The sequence below is a fragment of the Sphingopyxis chilensis genome, assembly GCF_035930445.1.
Classification (GTDB): Bacteria; Pseudomonadota; Alphaproteobacteria; order Sphingomonadales; family Sphingomonadaceae; genus Sphingopyxis; species Sphingopyxis chilensis.
In genome coordinates, this window is record NZ_CP142394.1 from 457,165 (window position 1) to 479,167 (window position 22,003).

At 64.6% G+C, this 22,003-nt stretch carries 16 protein-coding genes; 13 read left to right on the plus strand and 3 right to left on the minus strand.

Going from position 1 to position 22,003, the window contains the following annotated elements; genetic code table 11:
• Positions 1-76 precede the first annotated feature (76 nt).
• A complete protein-coding gene (locus VSX79_RS02115; RefSeq protein WP_326914286.1) occupies positions 77-1,534 on the minus strand; it encodes a sulfatase-like hydrolase/transferase in 1,458 nt (485 codons plus the stop codon).
• A gap of 95 nt (positions 1,535-1,629) precedes the next feature.
• On the opposite strand from VSX79_RS02115, the gene VSX79_RS02120 reads away from it, so the two are divergent.
• From VSX79_RS02120 to VSX79_RS02135, 4 genes are all read left to right on the plus strand, one after another.
• Positions 1,630-2,793, plus strand: a complete 1,164-nt coding sequence (locus VSX79_RS02120) for a hypothetical protein (protein ID WP_326914287.1) — start codon at positions 1,630-1,632, stop codon at positions 2,791-2,793.
• A 64-nt stretch (positions 2,794-2,857) separates the two neighbouring features.
• Complete coding sequence (locus tag VSX79_RS02125; RefSeq protein ID WP_326914288.1) at positions 2,858-4,435, plus strand: sulfatase family protein; 1,578 nt, start codon at positions 2,858-2,860, stop codon at positions 4,433-4,435.
• A 22-nt stretch (positions 4,436-4,457) separates the two neighbouring features.
• A complete protein-coding gene (locus VSX79_RS02130) occupies positions 4,458-5,579 on the plus strand; it encodes a hypothetical protein (protein WP_326914289.1) in 1,122 nt (373 codons plus the stop codon).
• A complete protein-coding gene (locus VSX79_RS02135; protein ID WP_179499747.1) occupies positions 5,576-7,483 on the plus strand; it encodes a family 43 glycosylhydrolase in 1,908 nt (635 codons plus the stop codon). The genes VSX79_RS02130 and VSX79_RS02135 overlap by 4 nt, the downstream gene beginning before the upstream one ends.
• Positions 7,484-7,576: 93 nt before the next feature.
• Here the strand turns inward: VSX79_RS02135 and VSX79_RS02140 are convergent, their stop codons facing one another.
• Entirely contained in the window at positions 7,577-8,497 is a 921-nt protein-coding gene (locus VSX79_RS02140; protein ID WP_326914290.1) for a Gfo/Idh/MocA family protein, read from the minus strand.
• A gap of 109 nt (positions 8,498-8,606) precedes the next feature.
• Here VSX79_RS02140 and VSX79_RS02145 point away from each other — a divergent pair, with 109 nt between their 5' ends.
• Genes VSX79_RS02145 through VSX79_RS02155 form a run of 3 tightly spaced genes read left to right on the plus strand, consistent with a single transcriptional unit; the run spans position 8,607 to position 12,431 of the window.
• Positions 8,607-10,418, plus strand: coding sequence for an IlvD/Edd family dehydratase (locus VSX79_RS02145; protein WP_179499749.1), 1,812 nt, complete (start codon positions 8,607-8,609; stop codon positions 10,416-10,418).
• Complete coding sequence (locus VSX79_RS02150) at positions 10,418-11,272, plus strand: SMP-30/gluconolactonase/LRE family protein (protein WP_179499750.1); 855 nt, start codon at positions 10,418-10,420, stop codon at positions 11,270-11,272. The genes VSX79_RS02145 and VSX79_RS02150 overlap by 1 nt, the downstream gene beginning before the upstream one ends.
• A 13-nt stretch (positions 11,273-11,285) precedes the next feature.
• Entirely contained in the window at positions 11,286-12,431 is a 1,146-nt protein-coding gene (locus VSX79_RS02155; protein ID WP_326914292.1) for an aldose epimerase family protein, read from the plus strand.
• A gap of 16 nt (positions 12,432-12,447) precedes the next feature.
• Here VSX79_RS02155 and VSX79_RS02160 read toward each other — a convergent pair whose 3' ends face one another.
• Positions 12,448-13,188 (minus strand): FadR/GntR family transcriptional regulator, encoded by a 741-nt coding sequence (locus VSX79_RS02160; RefSeq protein WP_179499786.1) that lies wholly within the window; start codon positions 13,186-13,188, stop codon positions 12,448-12,450.
• Between the two features lie 125 nt (positions 13,189-13,313).
• On the opposite strand from VSX79_RS02160, the gene VSX79_RS02165 reads away from it, so the two are divergent.
• The 6 genes from VSX79_RS02165 (at position 13,314) to VSX79_RS02190 (ending at position 21,986) form a co-directional block, all read left to right on the plus strand.
• Positions 13,314-14,948, plus strand: coding sequence for a sodium/sugar symporter (locus VSX79_RS02165; protein ID WP_179499752.1), 1,635 nt, complete (start codon positions 13,314-13,316; stop codon positions 14,946-14,948).
• Positions 14,939-15,817 carry a 2-dehydro-3-deoxygalactonokinase gene (locus tag VSX79_RS02170; protein ID WP_179499787.1) on the plus strand — a complete coding sequence of 293 codons (879 nt, stop codon included), beginning with the start codon at positions 14,939-14,941 and terminating at the stop codon, positions 15,815-15,817. Before VSX79_RS02165 ends, VSX79_RS02170 begins: the two co-directional genes overlap by 10 nt.
• Positions 15,814-16,443 (plus strand): 2-dehydro-3-deoxy-6-phosphogalactonate aldolase, encoded by a 630-nt coding sequence (locus VSX79_RS02175; RefSeq protein ID WP_179499753.1) that lies wholly within the window; start codon positions 15,814-15,816, stop codon positions 16,441-16,443. Before VSX79_RS02170 ends, VSX79_RS02175 begins: the two co-directional genes overlap by 4 nt.
• Positions 16,444-16,469: 26 nt before the next feature.
• Complete coding sequence (locus VSX79_RS02180; protein WP_179499754.1) at positions 16,470-17,891, plus strand: sulfatase family protein; 1,422 nt, start codon at positions 16,470-16,472, stop codon at positions 17,889-17,891.
• A gap of 187 nt (positions 17,892-18,078) precedes the next feature.
• Positions 18,079-20,877: a TonB-dependent receptor gene (locus VSX79_RS02185; protein ID WP_326914293.1), complete on the plus strand. Its 2,799-nt coding sequence runs from the start codon at positions 18,079-18,081 to the stop codon at positions 20,875-20,877.
• A 17-nt stretch (positions 20,878-20,894) separates the two neighbouring features.
• A complete protein-coding gene (locus VSX79_RS02190; protein WP_326914294.1) occupies positions 20,895-21,986 on the plus strand; it encodes a glycoside hydrolase family 43 protein in 1,092 nt (363 codons plus the stop codon).
• Positions 21,987-22,003 lie beyond the last annotated feature (17 nt).

The window sequence follows — 22,003 nt, forward strand, 5'->3', positions numbered from 1 at the left end:
TCCCCCTTCAAATCTGATATGTATAGAATTAATATGATAAAATTCGGCGCGAAGCCGCCGGTTAGCTGCCCGTGCGCTATCTGGCGCGGCGCCGGGGCAAGGCTGGTTGCGGCAAGCTCGCGATCCACTTCGAAAGCTTCGCCGACAGCTTGGCGGCGGTCGCGGGATCTTCGGTCTTTCGATCACGCTGTTCCCGCGGATCCTCTTCGATATTGTAGAGTTCGGCGCCACCGCCGTCGGCGTTCATCAACAGCTTCCACGGGCCCGAGCGGATCGAATAGAGCGGGCCGAAGGCTTCGCCGCCGGGGCGTGCGATATGGCTGTAGATGTCGGGGCGCGTGGCGATCGGCTGGCCGCGCCAGGCGGCGGACATATCGATGCCGTCGATCCCCGCTGGCTTTTCGGCGCCGGTGATGGCCGCGAGGGTCGGAAGCAGGTCGACCGCCTGCGTCACGCTCTGTGCGTCGCGGCCGCCGCCGGCGATATGGCCGGGCCAGCGCACGATCAGAGGCTGGCGTATTCCGCCTTCGTACAGGCTCGCTTTCCGGCCGCGATAGGGCGCCGCCGACCCCGGGGTATCGGCGCCGATGGTGGGGCCGTTGTCGGAGGTGAAGACGATCAGCGTATCGTCAAGCTCGCCGGCCTGCCGCAGCCCATCGACGAGCCGGCCGATCTCGGCATCCATCGCGACGAGCACGGCGAGGAACTGGTCCTCGCGCGGCGTGGCGCCCTTGCCCTTGGTCGCGGCGAGCTGCGCGGCGCTGGGCACCCACGGCGTGTGCATGTCGGTCAGCCACAGCTGCGCGAACCACGGACGGTCCTTGCTGCGCCCCACGAAATCGATCGTCTTGTCGATGAAGCGGCCGGTGATCTCGGCGCGCGGCAGCCATTCGACCGGGCCCTGTCCCAGTTCGGCGCTCTGCTGGCCCAGCTTGTTGGTAAGGTCGGTCGGCAGGACGCGCGGGCCGAGGCCTTCCCATTGAGTATAGCTTTCGTCGAAGCCATAGGCTGACGGCAGCGGCGCGTCGCCGATGTCGCGCCCGCCACCGAGGTGCCATTTGCCGAAATGGCCGGTAGCATAGCCGGCCTGTCGCATCAGGCGCGGCAGCATGGGGAGCGACGGGTCGAGCCAGTCGGCCTGCCCGAAGTTACGGTTGCGCTTGCGATCGTGGATATAGGTCACGAAACGATCGCGGGCAGGGAAGCGACCGGTCATGAAGCCGGCGCGCGAGGGCGAACAGATCGGCGCGGCATCGTAGAATTGCGTCATCACCATGCCGTCGCGGGCGAGCGCGTCGATGTTCGGCGTCGCAACCAGCTTGTTGCCGGTCAGCGACAGGTCGGCATATCCCATGTCATCGATCAGGATAAAGAGGATGTTCGGCTGCCGCGCCGGCGCGTGCGGAGCCGATTTCGCTGGCGTGTCAGCGGGGGCGACGCCTTGGGCGGGTGCCACGCCGGCGCCGAGCATCGCGAAAAGGGCGGCCCCTGCCGCCCCGATCGCCCATCTCCGCGTGTGCCGTGCCGATTTCATCCATTCCTCCCTTGCCCGGCTGTACGCCATCGTTATATCTGTATTATCGTATAATTAAGATGAGTCAAGGTTTCAGCACAGAACGGGAGGGCGAAATGCCGGGGAAATGGATTTGGGCCGCTGGTGCCGCAACGATGATGCACCCCGGCGCCGCTGCGGCACAGGGCGCGCTCGGCGCGAATTTCAACGAGCATTTCGAGGATGTCGATTATCGGGAAATCGATGACGCGGGCGCCAAATGGATCCGCCTGTTCCTGCCCATGCCGCAGGTCGATCGCGGCGCGGCGGAGCATAGCGCCGTGCCGCAGGTCGATCGCGGCGCGGCGGAGCATGGCGCCATCCGCACCACCCTTGAAGCGAGTGCGCGGGGGTACAAGACGATCTTCACGCTGAAATGGCCGCAAACCGACCGCGACTTTGCCAAGGCGGGAAGCGCGGATTTCGCGCGCGAGCTCGCGCGACTCGATGCCGTGCTACCGCTGGTGATGGGCAAGGTCGATATATTGGTGATCGGCAACGAACCCTATTTCGAAACGCGCGAGCAGGACCGCGACCTCGATCTTAACGCCTTTTACGAAGCGATGGCGGCTCGTATCATCGCCTATCGCAAGGCCAATTGTGGCGGCGAGTGCAAGACGAAACTCTATATGGGCGCGCTCAACCGGCTCGACCTTAAAAAGAATATCACGCCGTCGACCGAACGCTGGCTGGCTTATGTGAAAGCGACGCCCGAGATCGAGGGCGTCAACATCCACCCGCATGTTCCAAAGATCGAGCTGTCGAAAGCCTTCCTCGACTATATCCTGCCGCGGATGCGGCCCGAGCAGACATTCATCGTCACCGAATTTTCGCTCGTCGGCTGGTGGCAGCAGAATCTGACCAAGCCGGTCGCGCCGGCCTTTGCCGACAAGTATCAGGCGCCGCGTAACGCGCAAAACTGGCAGATCATCAAGGCGGCGCTCGAAACGCCTTTTCCCAAGGCGCAGTGGGACGATTTCCTGCGGATGAGCCCGTGGTTCGAGAACCGCAAACATTATCTCGTCAACCAGATGAAGATGTTCCGCGACACCGGCCGGTTGGCGGTCGCGACCTATGGGTTCAAGCAGGGCAGTTCGATGTCGAACAATTTCGGTCCGAAGAAGACGCCGTGGCTGCTAAACAGCGTCTATGCCGGGCGGACGATCCGTCCCAATCCCGACGGCACCACGGCATTCAATTACGCGTGGATAGACGATTTCCGACGGATGCAGGCGAAATAGCCCCGCCGCGTTGCGCGCTCATAATAAATCAGATATATCCTACTCAAGTCGATAGGAGAGGGTCGTGAAATCCATATTGTCGCGTCGGGCGCTGCTGCTGGCGGGCGCGGGAACGGTCGCGCTGCCGCGTGTCGCCTTGGGGGCCACCCCGCGCACCAAGCCCAATATCATCGTCATCTATGCCGACGACCTCGGTTATGGCGATCTGGGTTGTTACGGCGCGACAAATCTCAAGACGCCCAACGTGGACCGTCTCGCCGCCCGCGGGACGCGCTTCCTCAACGCCCATTCGCCCTCCGCCACCTGCACGCCGTCGCGCTATGCCCTGCTGACCGGCGATTATGCCTGGCGCGCGTCGGGAACGCAGATCCTGCCAGGCGATGCCCCCGCGCTGATCCGCCCCGGCCAGTTCACCCTGCCGCATATGCTGAAAAAGGCGGGGTATGCGACCGGGGTCGTGGGTAAATGGCACCTCGGCCTCGGCGACGGCAAGGTCGACTGGAACGGCGAGATCGCGCCGGGGCCGCTCGATGTCGGCTTCGACTATGGCTATTTCATGCCCGCGACGCTCGACCGCGTGCCGACGGTGCTGATCGAGAACCGGCGCGTCGTGAACCTCGATCCCGCCGACCCGATCCGCGTCGATTACAAGGCCAAGGTCGGCGAGGAGCCGACCGGCGCCGAGCATCCCGAGCAGCTGAAGTTCAGGGGCGATCCCGAACATTCGAACACGATCGTCAACGGCATCAGCCGCATCGGTTACATGACCGGCGGCAACGCGGCGCGTTGGAAGGATGAAGAGCTGACCGACCAGTTGCTCGGCAAGGCGGTCGATTTCGTGACCGCGCGCAGGGACAAGCCATTCTTCCTCTATTTCGCGATGAACGAGCCGCATGTCCCGCGCGCGCCGCATCCACGCTTCGCCGGCACATCGGGCATGGGGCCGCGCGGCGACGCGATCGTCCAGTTCGACTGGACCGTCGGCGCGTTGATGGACAAGCTCGCCGAGCTTGGCATCGCCGATGACACTCTCGTGATCCTCAGCAGCGACAATGGGCCGATCCTGTTCGACGGTTATGAGGACCAGGCGGTCGAACTGGCGGGTGAGCATAAGCCGTCGGGTCCGTACCAGAGCGGAAAATACAGCATCTACGAAGGCGGGACGCGGGTGCCGATGATCGTCAGCTGGCCGGGGCATGTGCGTGAGGGTCACGTGTCGGAGGCGCTGGTCGATCATGTCGATATGGTTGCGTCGCTGGCGGCGCTGGTCGGGCAGGCGCTGCCGCGCGATGCCGCCGTCGACAGCTTCGACATGCTGGTGCCGCTGATGGGACGCAACGCGCGCGGCCGCGACCATGTGGTCGAGGATACCAAGCTGATGGTGACGACGGGGACCACCGTCGCGAGCAGCGGCGCGCGCATCCTTGCGCTGCGTGCCGGCGACTGGAAATTCATTCGCGGCAGCGTCGAGCCGCACGAGTTTCATGGCAATGCGATCGGGACGCTGCCGCGGCACCAGCTCTACAATCTGGCGGGCGATCCCGGCGAGCGGGCGAACCTCGCGGACAAAATGCCCGACCTCACCGTGGAGCTGGCGGGCTGGCTCGACAAAATCGAAAAGGACGGCCGCAGCCGGCCGTGACCAGGATCATGAGGAGATGACGATGCGGGGATTGTTGGCCGCCGTCGCGGCGCTCGCCTGCCTGCCGGGCGTAGCCCAGGCGCAGGGCGCGCTGGGGGCGAATTACAACGAGCATTATGAGGACGTCGATTACCGCGACCTCGAAAAGGCCGACGCGCGCTGGGTCCGCCTGTTCGTGCCGATGCCGCAGCTCGACCGCGGCGCCGCCGACCATGGCGCGGTCAAGGCGATCCTCGATGCCCATGCGCGCGGCTACAAGACGATCCTGACGCTGAAATTTCCTTATAATCGCGGCGATTTCCCCAAGGCGGGCACGCCGGCGTTCGCGCGCGAACTGGCGCGTGTCGATGCGGTGCTTCCGCTCGTGGTCGGCAAGGTCGATATCCTCGTCGTCGGCAACGAACCCTATATCGAAAGCCGCGAGCAGGACCGCGACCTCGATCTCAACGCCTTTTACGAGGCGATGACAAAGCGCGTGATCGACTATCGCGCCAAGGCGTGCCCCGGCGACTGCAAGACCCGCCTCTATATGGGCGCGCTCAACCGGATGGATCTCAAGAAGAACCAGACCGCGTCGACCGAACGCTGGATGGCGTTCGTCAAGGCGACGCCCGAGCTCGACGGGGTCAACATCCACCCGCATATCCCGGCGATCGAGGCGTCGAAGCCCTTCCTCGACTATATCCTGCCGCGCATGCGGTCCGAGCAGACATTCATCGTCACCGAATTTTCGCTCATCTGGTGGTGGCAGCAGAATATGAAGGGCGTCGTCGCGCCGGCCTTTGCCGACAAATATCAGGCACCGCGCACCGCGCAGAACTGGCAGATCATCAAGGCGGCGCTCGAAACGCCGTTCCCCAAGGCGCAATGGGACGACTTCCTGCGGATGAGCCCGTGGTTCGAGAACCGCAAACATTATGTCGCGAACCAGATGAAGATGTTCCGCGACACCGGCCGGCTCGCAGTCGCGACCTATGGCTTCAAGCAGGGACGTTCGATGTCGAACAATTTCGGTCCCGACAAGACGCCGTGGCTGATCAACAGCGTGTTCGCGCCGGCGACGATCCGCAAGAATGCGGACGGCAGCGCCGCGCCCAACTATACGATATTCGACGACTTCAAGGCGCTCCAGAAGGGTAAATGACCGTGCAGATGAAGACCTGGATCACCGGCCTGACGCTGGCGGCGCTGTCGCTGGCGCCGTCGGCCGAAGCGCAACAGAAGCTGAAGAGTGCCGTCGCCGACGATATCTTCGCCGACCACCCGTCGATGGACAAGAATGCGACGGTGATGCCCGCCGCAGACGCCAAGCCGGTTGCCGCGATCTTTGCCGAACGGCCGATCGGCGACGCGTCGGTCGCGCGGCTGCCGGGGGGCGGGTGGATCCTCACCGGCACGAGCCTGCGTAGCGGCGCGCGGCACGGCGTCGAACTGTGGACCTCGCCCGACGCGGCGACATGGACGCGCATCGGCCCGGCCAGGATTTCGGGCGAGGGCATCGCGCCCGGCGACGTGTCCGAACGCTATCTAGCCCCGTCTGTGACGGTTGCGGGCGACAAGCTGTATCTGGCTTTTTCCGACAAGACCGGTTGCGCGCGCGTCGCGACGGGGCTTGCGGCGCAGCCGGGGGGTGCGTTCAAGGCTTCGCCGTGCCTCGTTGATGGTGCGTCCGACGTGTCACTGTTCGTCGATACGGACGGCACCGGCTATCTACTCTGGGGTGGCGGCTCGATTGCGAAGCTGGCTCCGGGTTTCGGCAAGCTCGCCGAAGCGCCGCGCTTCCTCAAACCCGATCAGGCGCTGTTCGCCAAGCATCCGCCGGTCGGCAAGGATTGGCCGGTACGCACCCGCGTCGGCACGCGCGGCGCGGCGATGGTCCGCGACGGCGACCGCTATGTCCTTGCCGCGAGCGAGGTCACGGGACGGATGCGCACCGCGACCGAGGATTTGTTCGTGGCAGAGGCGCCAACGCCCTACGGTCCGTTCACGATGCGCGCGCTCGCGGTGCCGCACGCCGGCCGCGGGTCGCTGGTGCGGCTCGACGATGATCGGCTCGCCGCGGTCTATAACCCCAAATGCGACGATGGCTTTGCGATGTTCTGCGAACAGGTCGGGCTTGTGCCACTCGAACGCGCGCCCGACGGGCGGCTGCGGCAGGCGGCGTCGGTGATCACCGAGGACAGTGCGGTCGCCGCGCGCAAGGCGCTGGTGACCAGCGAGACGATGCGCGACCCTTCGGTGACGCTCGGCGGCGACGGCTTCTACTATCTCGTCGGCACGCTCGACGGCTATGGCTATCACAAGCCCGATGGCGGGGTGAAGCTATGGCGCTCGTCGGACCTCAAGCAGTGGGACGAGGTCGGCTTCATCTGGAAGTGGGAGGGCATGGGCTATGATTTCGGCAAGAATATCGCCGAGCTCTGGGCGCCCGAGATCATGTGGTCGGCGCGCGACAAAACCTATTATCTCGCCTTTTCGGTGATGGAGAAGGGCGTCGGCGGCAAGACCTGGCTCTATCGCTCGACGACCGGGAAGGCCGATGGGCCTTATGAAAATGTCACCAAAAGCTTCTTCGTCAAAGGCATCGACGGCTTTCCGTTCGAGGATGACGACGGCCTTTATTTCCTGTGGGGCGGTGGCAGCATCGGAAAACTCAACGCCGCGCGCAGCGGCTTCGAGGGGCCGGTGCGCAAACTTGTCGACGCCGACGGCGACCATGTCGGTTATGAAGGAAACGGGCTGATCAAGGCGAACGGCGTCTATTTCCTGACCGGCGCCGAATGGCACGGGCCGCTGCGCACGCATGGCACCTACGACATGATGTACGGCACCTCGAAGAGCCTGTTCGGTCCCTATACGCAGCGCCGCATGGGGGCGCCGCACGGCGGCCATGGCACGGCATTCCGCGATAAGCAGGGTCGCTATTGGTACACGATGTTCGGCAACGACCCGACCGCGCCCTGGCGTATGCACTTCGGGCTGGTGCCGATCGATATCGGCGATACCGAATCGATCGGCATCCCGCGGATCGGCGCCGCGCGCGACTAGGTGCGCCCCTCACTATTTTCGTCTGCACACCCAAAGGCCCGCCGTCCCTTTCAAAGGCGGGCCTTTTTTTTCAGCGATTGGGATGCGTGCTTGTCAGAACTGGAACAGGGCGACCGTGCGCCGTTCGGCGACGAGGAAGGCGTCGGCGACAAGCTGGAGCGGGCGGATGTCGACGTCGCTCTTGCCCGCCGCGACCAGTTCGGCGAAGCGGGAATAGAGGCGCGGATATTCACGATCCGCGCCGGTCGCGGGTTCGCCGCCCGGCAGTTCGAGCACGCTGCCGCCCATCGACAGGCGCAACATGCCGGCATCGGTTTCAACCTCGATGTCCCAGCTCTGCGGCCCGGTTTGCAGGAAATCAAGGTCGGCGGTGACCGTGGCATCGCCGCTGCGCATCGCCATCGTCGCGCCGATCGGCGAACTGCGGCCATCCGGAATGTCGATCCGCGCCGCGTCGAGCAGCAGCGGCGCGGGGAGGATCGCGGTCATGATTGACAGCGCGTTGATGCCGGGGTCGAAGACGCCGAAGCCGCCGGCTTCGAGAATCCATTCCTGCCCCGGATGCCAGCGCCGGATGTCTTCCTTCCACCGGATATGCGCGGTGCGGATCTGCTTGTCGGCCAGCCAGTCCCTCGCAGCAGCGACGCCCGCGGCCTCGCGCGAATGCCAGGTCGCGAACAGGGTGACGCCGCGCGCGCGGGCGTGGTCGGCGAGCGCGGTGATCTCGGTCGTGGTTGCTGCGGGCGGCTTTTCGAGCATGACATGCAGCCCCGCGTCGATCGCCGCCGCCGCGATCGCATGGCGGCCGACGGGCGGGGTGCAGATCGAAACCGCGTCGAGCGCATGATCGGTCGCGATCATTTCCGCGATATCGGTATGGCCCGGCACGCCGTCGAGCCGTGCATGGCGGCTAGCGGTGGCGACAAGCCGGTATCGATCGTCCGCGTCGATGGCCGGAAGATGCTGATCGCGCGCTATTTTTCCAATTCCGACCAATCCCAGGCGAATCATCATTCTTCATCCCATTTTTATTTGTCTGATATATATGCTTCCTATCTGTGCCGGTTCAGGTTATCAACCGATTCCGGCCTTGGGCTGAAAATGTGCATCGAGAAGGATATATATGGGAGACGGGGCGAAAACGCGGCCAGAAGGCAAGGCAGGGTTGCGGTCGCGTGCCTGGTTCGACAACCCGGACAACCCGGATATGACGGCGCTCTATCTTGAGCGATATCTGAACTATGGTTTCAGCATCGACGAATTGCAGTCGGGGCGCCCGATCATCGGCATCGCCCAGACCGGCAGCGACCTGACTCCGTGCAACCGCCACCACATCGAGCTCGCGAAGCGCGTCCGCGACGGGATTCGCGACGCGGGCGGCATCGCGATCGAATTTCCGACGCATCCGATCCAGGAAACCGGCAAGCGCCCGACCGCTGGGCTCGACCGCAACCTCCAGTATCTCAGCCTTGTCGAGGCGATTCATGGCTATCCGCTCGACGGCGTGGTGCTGACGATCGGGTGCGACAAGACCACGCCCGCGTGCCTGATGGCGGCGGCGACGGTGAATCTGCCGGCGATCGCGCTGTCGGTCGGCCCGATGCTCAACGGTTGGTTCAAGGGCGAGCGCACCGGGTCGGGAACGATCGTGTGGAAAGCCCGCGAACTGCTCGCGGCGGGCGAGATCGACTATAAGGGCTTCCTCGAGCTCGTCGCCTCCTCGGCGCCGTCGACCGGCTGGTGCAACACGATGGGCACCGCGACGACGATGAACTCGCTGACCGAGGCGCTCGGCATGTCGCTGCCCGGATCGGCCGCGATCCCCGCGCCTTATCGCGACCGGCAGGAATGCGCGTATCGCACGGGCATGCAGATCGTCGAGATGGTTCTCGCCGACCGCAAGCCGAGCGATATTTTAACTCGCACCGCCTTCCTCAATGCGATCCGCGTCAATTCGGCGATCGGCGGATCGACCAACGCGCCGATCCATCTCAACGCGATCGCGCGCCATATCGGCGTCGAACTGACGCTCGAGGATTGGGAGGCGCAAGGCGCCGACGTGCCGCTGATCGTCAATCTGCAACCGGCGGGCAGCTATCTGGCCGAGGATTTCTATCGCGCGGGCGGTGTCCCCGCGGTGATGGGGCAGTTGCTGCGCGCTGGGCTGATCGATGGCGAAGCGTTGACCGCCAACGGCCAGACGGTGGCGGCGAATATCGGCGAGGCCGATACGCAGGATATCGATATCATCCGCAAACTCGACGCACCGCTGAAGCCTGCGGCGGGGCTGACCGTGCTGCGCGGCAATCTGTTCGACAATGCGGTGATGAAGCTCAGCGTCATTTCGCCCGAGTTCCGGGAACGTTATCTAAGCAATGCGGCGGATCCCGACGCGTTCGAGGGTGTCGCGATCGTGTTCGACGGGCCCGAAGATTATCATAGCCGCATCGACGATCCGGCGCTTGGTGCCGACGCCAATTCGATCCTGATCATGCGCGGCGCCGGGCCGATCGGCTATCCGGGCGGCGCCGAGGTCGTGAACATGCGCCCGCCCGCGGCCCTGATACAGGGCGGCGTCCACGCGCTGCCGTGCATCGGCGACGGGCGCCAATCGGGGACCAGCGGCAGCCCGTCGATCCTGAACGCGGCGCCCGAAGCGGTTGTCGGCGGCGGACTGGCTCTTGTCCGGACCGGGGATCGCATCCGTATCGACCTTGCCAAGCGCACGGCGAACATGCTCGTCGACGACGCCGAGCTCGAACGCCGCCGCGCCGCGCTCAAGGCCGATCCCGACTATATGCCGCCCGCGCAGACGCCGTGGCAGGAAATCCACCGCGCGCTGACCGGGCAGTTCGACGGCGGCGCGGTCCTCGAAATGGCGGTCAAATATCAGCGCGTCGCGCAGACGCATGGATTGCCGAGAGACAGCCACTGATGTCCGATGTGCGGGTGATCGCGCGCGACGGGCGCGACCGGCTGGGCGAAGGCCCGATGTGGTCGGCGCGGCACGATGCGCTGTTCTGGGTCGATATCCTCGGCCGGCGGATCAACCGCATGGCGCTGGCGGACGGGCGCGTCGACAGTTTCGACCAGCCGCATTACGCAGCCTGGATCATCGAGCGCGAGGCGGGCGGCTTCGTTGCGGGGATCGGCCGCGATATCGTCCGGATCGACCTTGAGGCCGACGAACGGGAGCCGATCGTATCGGTCGATCCGCGCAACGCCGGTAATCGGCTGAACGATGCGAAAGCAGATGCGCGCGGCCGGATCTGGGCCGGGACGATGCCGGTCACCTGCGACCGGCCCTCGGGCGCCTTCTATCGCCTCGATCCGGACGGCGCGCTGGCGCAGGTCGACGGGCCCTATACGATCGCCAACGGTCCGGCGATCGATCCGGACGGCGCCTTCCTGCTACACACCGACACCGCGCGCGGGACGATCTTTCGTTTCGATGTTCGGGACGACGGCTCGCTCGGCGAGGCCGCGCCCTTCATCGTCTTCGACGAGCAATGGGGCAATCCCGACGGGATGACCTTCGACGCCGAAGGCGGCTTGTGGGTCGCCTGTTGGGGGGCTTCGCGCGTCATGCGCTTTGCGCCCGACGGTGCGCCCGATCGTCATATCGACCTTCCTGCGTCGCAAATCACCAGCTGCACCTTTGCCGGCCCCCATCTCGACCGGCTGTTCGTAACCTCGGCGTCTGATGGCGTGACCGAGGAACATGGCGGCGCCTTGTTCGAGGTCGATCCGGGGTGTCGCGGCCTGCCGACGCTGAAATATAAGGGTTAGAGGAGTGAAGAAGATGACGAAACTGGCTTGGGGCGCCGCTGCGGCGGCATTGGTCGCGGCGACGCCGGCGCTTGGCGCGGAGGCGTCGCAATCGACCTTCGGCAAGATGCCCGATGGGCGCAGCGTACCCGCGGTGACACTGACCAACGCCAATGGCATTTCGGCAAGGGTCATCGCTCTCGGCGCGACGCTGCAATCGGTCGTCATGCCTGACCGCGACGGCAAGAAAGCCGATGTCGCGCTCGGATACGACAATCTGGCCGACTATATTGACCAGCCGCAATATTTCGGATCGACCGTCGGCCGCTTCGCCAACCGCCTCGCGGGCGGGCGCTTCAAGCTCGACGGCAAGACCTGGCAGACGCCGGTCAACAATGGTGCGAACGCGCTGCACGGCGGGACGCTCGGTTTCGACAAGGTGTTGTGGGAAGTGACCTCCGTCAAGAGTGGTCCGACGGCGTCGGTCACGCTGCGCTATGTCAGCCCCGACGGGGACCAGGGCTACCCCGGCACGATGACGGTCGATGCCATCTATTCGCTCGACGAAAATAACGATCTGCGTATCGAATATGTCGCCACGACCGACCGGCCGACGATCGCGAACATCACCAACCATGCCTATTGGAACTTGTCGGGCGAGGGATCGGCGAACGGTGCGATGGGGCATGTCGTGACGATCCCGGCGGAAAGCTATCTGCCGACCGATTCGGGCGCTATTCCGACCGGTGAATATCGTCCGGTGGCGGGGACCGTGTTCGATTTCCGCAAGCCGACCGCGATCGGCGATCGCGTCCGCGATGCCAGCGACGAGCAGATCGTCTTCGGCCGCGGCTACGACCATAATTGGGTGATCGGGCGGAAGGTCACAGCCGACCAGCATCTGATGGCGCGGGTCGAGGATCCGGCGTCAGGGCGCGGCTTCGAACTCTGGTCGAACCAGCCGGGGCTGCAGATGTATTCGGGCAATTTCTTCGACGCGACGAGCCACGGCAAAAGCAAGAAGATTTACCGGATGGGCGACGCGCTGGTCATGGAGCCGCAGATTTTCCCCGACGCGCCGAACCAGAAGAATTTCCCGGACGCGCGCCTCGCGCCCGGTGGCACCTATCGCAACGTGATGACCTATCGCCTGACTACCGGAGCGAAGGCGAAGCAGTAGGAGCTGAGCGGTGCCGTCACCCCCGGGCGGCGGCACCGTCGGGCTTGGCGGCGTCGATCAGTTCGAGCACATCGCTGATCAGCGCGCGCATCGCCTTGCGCGCCTTGTCGGGATTGCCGGCCACGATCGCGTCGCGCACCGCGGCATGGTCGCCGACATTGGCGGTGCGGCCCTTGACGCGGTTGGTAAAGCGGATCGAGGTGCGCAGCGCGGTGCTGACGACGTCGCGAAACTGGGCGTAGAACGGGTTGCGCGAGGCTCGAAGCACGGCAATGTGAAACGCGATGTCGCTTTCCAGCGTATCATCGTCGCCGCGTTCGGCCTTTTCCATCCGTTTCAGCCCCGCGTTCACCCGCTCGATATCGTCCGCCGTCGCGACGCGCGCGGCCAATGCTGCCGCTTCGGGTTCGATCGCGACGCGCAGCTCGTTGAACTGCCGGAGGAGGTCGATCGAAAATTGCCGCTCGAGCAGCCAGCGCAGGACATCGGTGTCGAAGAGGTTCCACGATGTCGTGGGCTGGACGATCGTGCCCTGACGCGGGCGGGCGCTCAGAAGCCCCTTCGCGGTCAGCATTTTCACCGCCTCGCGCGTCACCGAGCGGCTGACGCCATGCTGTTTCGCAAGCTCCGCCTCGGTCGGGAATATCTCGCCCTCATAATCGCCTACGACGATCGCACGCCCGATCGCATCGAGCATGCCATAGGTCAGATTACGCCCAAGTTGCGGTCCCGCATCGTCAATTCCCAATCCCGACATGTTCGCCACGTTCGTCTCCACGCAATATTTTGACAGGCCTTATCACCGATTCCACACAGGAAGCTAGACAAGCCGTTTAAATCAGATAAATGTGATTTCAATAAACAGCCAAGGGGAGAGTCCGTATGTCGGGCCTGTCGCAAATCGATATCATCGTCATCGTCATATATGCCATCGGCATTTTCGGCCTCGCGCAATGGGTGAGCCGCGAAAAGGCGGGGCACACCAAGGACACGTCGGATTATTTCCTCGCCTCGAAATCGCTCCCCTGGTGGGCGATCGGCGCGTCGTTGATCGCGGCGAATATTTCGGCCGAGCAGATCGTCGGCATGTCGGGTTCGGGCTATGCCATCGGGCTTGCGATCGCCTCCTATGAATGGATGGCGGCGCTGACGCTGCTGATCGTCGGCAAATGGTTCCTGCCGATCTTCCTGAAGAATGAAATCTACACCATGCCGCAGTTCCTGGAACAGCGGTTCGGGCCGACGATCCGCACCGTGATGGCTATATTCTGGCTGGTTCTCTACATCTTTGTGAACCTTACCTCGATCCTGTGGCTCGGTTCGATCGCCGTCACCCAGGTTGCGGGGGTGAACCAGGACGTCGCCTTGTTCGGCCTCGGCGCCTTCGCGCTCGTCTACCAGCTTCGCGGCGGGCTCAAGGCGGTGGCGCTCACCGATATCGTCCAGGTGACGCTGCTCGTGTTCGGCGGCCTCGTCATCTCCTATCTCACGCTCAGCCAGATCGGCGGCGATGCAGGCGTGCTGGGCGGCTTTGCGCGCCTGACCACTGAATTGCCCGAAAAATTCGACATGATCCTCTCGCAGGACAATCCGTTTTACAAGGATTTGCCCGGGCTTTCGGTGCTGATCGGCGGCATGTGGATCGCGAACCTCAGCTATTGGGGGTTCAATCAATATATCATCCAGCGCGCGCTGGCGGCCAAGAACCTTGGCGAAGCGCAAAAGGGTGTGGTGTTCGCCGCCTTCCTGAAGCTGCTGATGCCCGTCATCATCGTGCTGCCCGGTATCGCTGCGGTGATCCTCGCGCCCGATCTGGCCAAGCCCGACCAGGCCTATCCGACTATGATGGGGCTGCTCCCGGTCGGCCTGCTCGGCCTTGTCTTCGCAGCATTGGTCGCGGCAATCATCGCCTCGACGGCGTCCAAGATCAATTCGGTCGCCACCATTTTCACGCTCGACCTCTATGCCAAGATGAAAGGGGTGGAGTCGCGAGCGCAGGATGCCAGTCAGGACGCTAACCTCACCAGCGCGCACGAACGCCAGCTCGTTTTTGTCGGCCGGATCACCGCCGTCGTCGCGACGCTTCTCGCGATCTTCACCGCGCGTCCCTTGCTCGGCAGCCTCGATCAGGCATTCCAGTATATCCAGGAATTCTCCGGTTTCGTGACGCCGGGCATCACCGTCATATTCCTGCTCGGCCTGTTCTGGCCCCGCGCGACCGAAGCAGGGGCGCTGGTCGGTGCTGTCGCCTCGGTGCTGTTCAGCCTCATTTTCTGGTTCCCTGCCGAATGGGGCGGGATCGCGGCGTTCAACGCCGTACCTTTTATGGATCGCATGCTCATCGTCTTCTTCGCCAGCCTGGCGTTGGCGGTGATCGTCTCGCTCGCACGCCCCGCGCGTGCCGACAGCAACCGGATCGTCATGCAAGGCGTCTCTTTCGCCACGACCAGGGGCTTCAATATCGCCGGGGTGCTGGTGATCCTGATCCTCATCGCGCTCTACGCGACCTGGTGGTGAGCGCGCCGTCCGCCTTTCTCGCCATCGACTGGGGCACGACCAACCGGCGTGTGTTCCGCTTCGAGGGCGGCGCGGTCGCGCATACCGAGCGCGACGACCGCGGCGCTGCGTCGGTCAGCGACTTCGCGGGCGAAGTCGCGGCGATCCGCGAGCGCTTCGGCGACCTGCCGATGCTGCTCGCGGGCATGGTCGGCTCGACCGTCGGCTGGCGCGTCGTGCCCTATGTCGCGGCGCCGGCGGGGATCGACGAGCTGGTCGCGGGGCTCGACTGGATCGATGACCGGACTGCGATCGTACCGGGCGTTTCCTGTTCGCAAAATGGCCGCGCCGACGTGATGCGCGGCGAGGAGGTGCAGTTGCTCGGCGCGGTGGCGGGCTGGATGTCGCCGCCCGACGCGCTGCTCGTGCAGCCCGGAACGCATTGCAAATGGGCGACGATGGCCGGCGGGCGCATCACCGGCTTCACCACCGCGATGACGGGCGAGCTTTTCGCTTTGCTTCGCGGACACAGCCTGCTCGCGGGTTCGCTGACCGCTGAGGTCACTGACGGCGACGCGTTTCGCGAAGGGCTGGCCGAAGGCGCGCGGCGCGACCTCGCCGCCTCGCTGTTCGGCATCCGCGCGGCGTCGGTGCTCGGCCTGCGCGACGATGCCGATGCGGCCTCCTTCGCGAGCGGCGTGCTGATCGGGGCCGATGTCACCGCGCGCATGGACGATTGCGCGTTCGAGCAGATCCATATTCTCGCCGACCCTGCGCTCGGCAATCTTTATGCCACCGCCGTCGCGGCGACCGGCCGCGAGCCGGTGATCGTCGACAGCCATAGCGCCTTTGCGCGCGGCATCCTCGCCATCGGAGACAATGCCCTATGACCCATATTGCCGCCTTCGACGCCGCCTTCGCCCGCTGCCCGTTGATCGCGATCCTGCGCGGGGTGAAACCGGACGAAGTCGAGGCGATCGGCGAGGCGCTGGTCGAGGCGGGCTTCACGCTGATCGAAGTGCCGCTGAACTCGCCCGACCCGCTGGACAGCATCGGCCGCCTCGCGGGCCGTTTGAAAGGACGTGCGGTAATCGGTGCCGGGACGGTGCTGACGACCGCCGATGTTGCCGCCGTCGCTGATGCGGGCGGAACGATGATCATCTCGCCCAACACCAATGTCGACGTCGTGGCCGCGGCGGTTGGAGCAGGGCTCGTGTCGCTTCCGGGCTTCGCGACCCCCAGCGAGGCCTTTGCCGCGCTGGCGGCGGGCGCGACGGCGCTGAAGCTGTTTCCGGCCGAGGCCGCCAGCCCGGCGGTACTCAAGGCGCTGGGCGCGGTGGTTCCGGCGGGGACGCGATTGCTGCCCGTCGGGGGGATCGCGCCCGACAATATGGCGCCATGGACGGCGGCTGGCGCGGCGGGCTTTGGCCTCGGGTCGGCGCTCTACCGGCCGGGCGTGACTGCGGGCGAGGTCGGTGAGCGCGCACGCGCCTTCATCGCCGCGCTTGGCCGATAATAACTTCATAATCCGGGAGATTTCCGATGAGTAAATTCAGCCGGCGCAATCTGGTGCTCGCATCGAGCATCCTCGCCTTTTCCTTCGCGTCTGCCGCGCCCGGTTACGCGCAAGGCGCCGCCAAGGCGTCCGCGAAGCCCAATATCGTGATCTTCCTCGCGGACGACCTCAGCTACGGCGACGTGTCGATCAACGGCGACGCCAATGTCCGCACCCCGGCGTTGCAGCGCCTCGCGTCCGAAGGCATGTCGTTCGACCGTGCCTTCGTCGCCTCGCCCGCCTGCGCGCCGAGCCGCGCCGCCTTGCTCACCGGCATGATGCCCGCGCGCAACGGGGCGGAGGCGAACCACGACCGCGCCAACGCGGCGATCCGCAAGCTGCCGTCCTATTTGCAGGAACAGGGGTATCAGGTCGTCGCCTTCGGCAAGGTCGCGCACTATCAGCACACCGGAACCTATGGTTTCGATTATTATGCGAACGACACCTTCCACGATCACAAGGGCATTCCGGCTGCGGCCGAATGGCTGAAGGAGCGCAAGGACAAGCGCCCGCTCGCGCTGTTCGTGGGCAGCAACTGGCCGCATGTGCCGTGGCCGCGGACGACCGAAGGCTATGATCCGGCGGCGATGAAGCTGCCGCCGAAGACGGTCGACACGCCGATCACGCGCGATGCGCGCGCGCGCTTCTATGCCGCGGTGACGCGGATGGACCAGGATCTCGCGTCGACGATGGACGCGGTCGATGCCGTGCTGGGGAAGGACACGTTCGTTCTCTATTCGACCGACCATGGCACGCAGTGGCCGTTCGGGAAGTGGAACCTCTATGACACGGGCACGCGCGTGCCGATGGTCGTGCGCTGGAACGGCCATGTGAAGGCGGGAACCCGTACCGACGCGATGGTGAGCTGGGTCGATGTCCTGCCGACGCTGGTCGAGCTTGCCGGAGGCAAGGCACCCGAAGGCATCGACGGCCTTTCCTTTGCCGGCCTGGTGGGCGTCGGCAAGCAGGCCGCAGGGCGGAAAGAGATTTTCACCACGCATAACAATGACGGCCGCGTGAACGTCTATCCGATGCGCAGCATCCGCACCGATCGCTGGAAATATATCGAAAACCTCCACCCCGACTGGACTTACACGACGCACATCGACCTGAAGGTGAAGCGCACCGATTCGGGCGCCTATTTCCCTTCGTGGCGCGACGCGGCGGACAAGGACCCCGCCGCCAAGGCGATCGTCGACAGCTATTACAAGCGGCCCGCCGAGGAACTTTATGACCTGAAGGCGGACCCCGATGAAAAGGTGAACCTGGCCGGCGACCCGCGCTACGCCAAGACATTGTCGGAACTTCGCGGCCGGCTCGCCGCGTGGCGCAAGGCGCAGGGCGACAGCGGGGCAGTTCCCGTCAAACCCCGCTTCGAACGCGGCGCGATGGACGGCGAGGGCGACTGAGAACGGTCACCGTTCAATCGACAAAAAAATGCGCCGAATCCACCTCCGGCGCATTTTTTCTAGTGGTGCCACGTCGCGATCGCGCGTTGCGGTATTCTCCGTTTTATATTATTTATCGTTTCAAGAATCGATCCCGCGATCGGGGCCGGTGACGAGCGCGCGAAACGCGTCGAACAGGGAGAGGGTTATGCGTAAGACTTTGTTGGGCGCGGTGTCGGCGACGGCCGTGTTCGTTTCGATGCCGGCGGTTGCTCAGGATACGGTGGCGCCGGCGGCGCAGGATCCGTCCCGGCAAGCGGAAAGCGCCGACGGCGACATCGTCGTCACCGGCGTGCGCCAGTCGCTCGAACGCGCGGCGGAGGTGAAGCGCAACGCCACGCAGGTCGTCGATTCGATCGTCGCGACCGACATCGGAAAGCTGCCCGATCCGACCGTCGCCGCGGCGCTGCAGCGCGTTCCGGGCATCCAGGTCCAGAACGACCGCAACAACGAACTGTCGACCGTCCGCATCCGCGGCCTCACCGACATATTGACGACGGTGAACGGGCGCGAGGTCGTGACCACGACCGGGCGCGGCTTCGACCTGCAGGACGTCCCCGCCGAAGCCCTCGCGCGGATCGACGCCTTCAAATCTCAGACCGCCGACCAGATCGAGGGTGGGGTCGCGGGCGCGCTCGACCTGCGTCTCAACCGCCCGTTCAGCTTCCGCGACCCGACACTGGTCCTGACGGCGCGCCAGAATTACGCGACGACCGCCGACGCGAGCAACCCGCAGTTCGGCGCGCTCGCCGCCGCGAAGACCGATTCGTCGATTGGCGAGATCGGCGCGCTGGTCAATGTGACCTATTCGCAGGCCGAGAATATTCGCAGCGTCACCAATCTGGGTGAACGCCGCTTCGTCTCGGGCGCGCCCTTCGGCACGGCGGACATCATGATGCCGCAGGTGCTGCGCAACATGCCCGACGTCGGCGATATCAAGCGTTTCCAGGCCAATGCCGCGCTGCAATGGCAGGCGACCCCGTCGCTGCAATTCTATGCCGACGGCCTTTATACCTATTTCAACAGCACGACGGGCTTCGCCGGTTTCAACCCCCAGCCTTTCACCAACAATTCGCAGATCGCCGAGATCACCCTTAGCGATTATTGCATCGACGCGCGCGTCAACGGCGCGGGGACGAACCCGCAGATCGTGAACAATGCCGATGGCACGCAAACGCTTCAGCCCGCGACTGTCAGAACGATGTGCGAGCCCACGAGCGCGCGCTTCAACAATGTCGTGGTCAACCAGAACAGCTCGTCCGAAGAGGTGACGCAGCGGAACAAGATGGTCGCCGGCGGCCTGATTTTCGAACAGGATCGCGGCGTGCTCAAGGTCGACGTCGCCTATCAGACGTCGCGCTCGGTGACCGAGAATTTCAACGCCGAAGTCGGCCAGCGCGTGCCGACGGTCTTCGTCGAATTCGACGATAATGACGGCCCATCTTTCACGATCGATCCGTCGATCCCGCTCAGCTCCGAAAATGTCTCGCTGCGCAATTCGATCAACCAGAATTTCTCGACCGGCAAGGGCAGCCTGTTCCAGGCGCGCATGGACAGCGAATATGAATTCGACGGCATATTGACCAAGCTTCGCGGCGGCCTGCGTTACGCCAAGCGCGAGGCGCGGTTCCAGGAAGTGCGCCAGACCAACACCGTGCAGTCGATCGGCTTCGGCAATATCGGTACCCCGTCGGAGGCGAATGCTCGGCTGATTTCTTCGCTGCCGCTGTCGCCCGATTTCCTGGGTGTGATCGGCGTCGCGCCGCGGCTCAATGGCGGGCAGGCGTTCCTGGGCGTGAATCCCGCCTATCTGCGGTCCGAACGTGGGCGGAACGAACTGCGCGACCTGTTCGGCCTGCCGCTCGAGGCGCCGCCTTACGATCCGACCAAGGAATTCAACGCCAGCGAGGAAACCTTGGCCGCCTATCTGGAGGGCGGCTATGAAATCCCGATCGGCGCGCTCACCCTCGACGGGGTGGTCGGCACGCGCGTCGTCAAGACCGACCGCACCATCTCCGGCTTCGAGCGCGTCGAGGGCAGCGATGCCTTCAGCCCGATCGTTGCCAAGAGGTCGGACGTCGATATCCTGCCGTCGGCGACCGCGCGCCTGAAATTCCCGGGCTCGTTCCAGACGCGCCTGACCTATTCCCGCTCGATGCGCCGCCCCGATTTCGGTTCGCTCAACCCTTCCGAATCGCTGACCGTCGTCGGTAACGTGTTCCTCATCAACAACGGCCAGCGCGGCAATCCCGACCTGCGCCCGCAGCAATCTGACAGCATCGACCTGACCGCCGAATATTATTTCGACAGCGGCTATGTCGCGATCACCGGTTATTATCGCTCGATCAAGGACCGTGTCGTCACCGCCAACCGGCAGGAGGAGATCGGCGGCGAAAATTACCTGATCTCCACCCCGCGCAATGTCGGATCGGTCGACCTCAAGGGCATCGAGGTCAGCGCCCAATATTTCTTCGACTTCCTGCCAGGCGCGCTGTCGGGCTTCGGCGTGCAGGGGGCGTTCACGCTCGCCGATTCGAAGATCAAGGGCGACGATCCCCTCGCGGGCAATCCGCTGGTCGGTGTGTCCAAATATAATTACACCGCCGGACTGCTCTATGACAAAAAGGGTCTGAGCGGGCGCCTGATCTGGACCTTCCGGTCGAAATATATCAACGGCGACAATACGGGCGGCGTCGCGGTGCGACCCTATGACGAAAGTCGGCCGGTCGACGCGCCCTACATCCCGGTGTTCCTGTCCTATGTCCGGCCTGCCGGCCGCCTCGACTTCAGCATCGGTTATGATGTGACCGATGCGCTGCGGCTCGACATCGGCGGGACGAACATCCTGCGCAACAAGACGTCGACCTATTGGGGCGACGAGCGCGTCGTGTTCGCCCTGCAGGGCGACGAGACGGTCTATAGCATCGGTGCCCGGGTGAAATTCTGAACGGACGAGGGAAACGAATGAAGGTCGTTGATCAATGGGCGGTGGCGGATTCGAACCGCCGCCTCGGCAAGCCGCGTGACGGACGTCTCCGGCGATCGGCAGCGCTGCTCGCTGCCGCGTTGCTGGCCGGCATGGCCGCTCCGGCGGGCGGCGCGGAGGCGCCGGCGGCGACGACCTTCACCAACCCGCTGCTCACTTCGGGGCCCGATCCGTGGATCACGCAAGTCGACGGTGTCTATTATTACACGCACACGCTGGGCAATCGCATCATGCTGTGGCGGACCGACAATATCGCCGACCTCGCGAAAGCGGAGAAGCGGGTCGTGTGGACGCCCCCCACCAGGGGGCCGAACGCACACAGCATCTGGGCACCCGAACTCCACCGGTTCGACGGCAAATGGTATCTCTATTATTCGGCGACCGCGAGCGGCTTCAAGGACGACCAACACCGCGCGGTCTTTGTGCTCGAGAATGCGGGCGCAGATCCGATGCAGGGCGAATGGGTCGATAGGGGGCGCGTGAATACCGCGCGCGCCGGGATCGACGGCACGGTCTTCGAACATGGCGGCAAACGCTATTTCGCTTACTCGCCCTATATCGGTTCCGACAGCGGGCTGGCGATCGCCGAAATGCGCAACCCCTGGACGCTCACCGGACCCGAAAGCGTGATCGCGATGCCCGACAAGTTCTGGGAAAAGCAGGGCGGGCGCCAGATCCTCGAAGGTCCGGAGTTTCTACTGGGGCCGAAGGGCGATCTGTTCCTGACCTACTCGGCGAGCGCCTGCTGGTCTGACGACTATTCACTCGGCCTGCTCCACGCGCCCGCAAGGTCGGACGTCCTCGATCCCAAGGTCTGGACCAAGACCGCCCAGCCGGTGTTCAAGAGCGCGAACGGCGTCTATGCGACCGGACACAACGGTTTTTTCACCTCGCCCGACGGCAAGGAAAGCTGGATCATCTATCACGCCAATCCGGGGCCGGGGATGAAATGCACGTCCGCGCGCGCGCCGCATATCCAGCGTTTCGGGTGGAGCGAGGCGGGGTGGCCGCAGTTCGGCGAGCCCGTCGCCAGCGACACGCCGCTTCCGGTTCCGTCGCGCGGGCGCTGACCGCCCTGCGCTTGTGA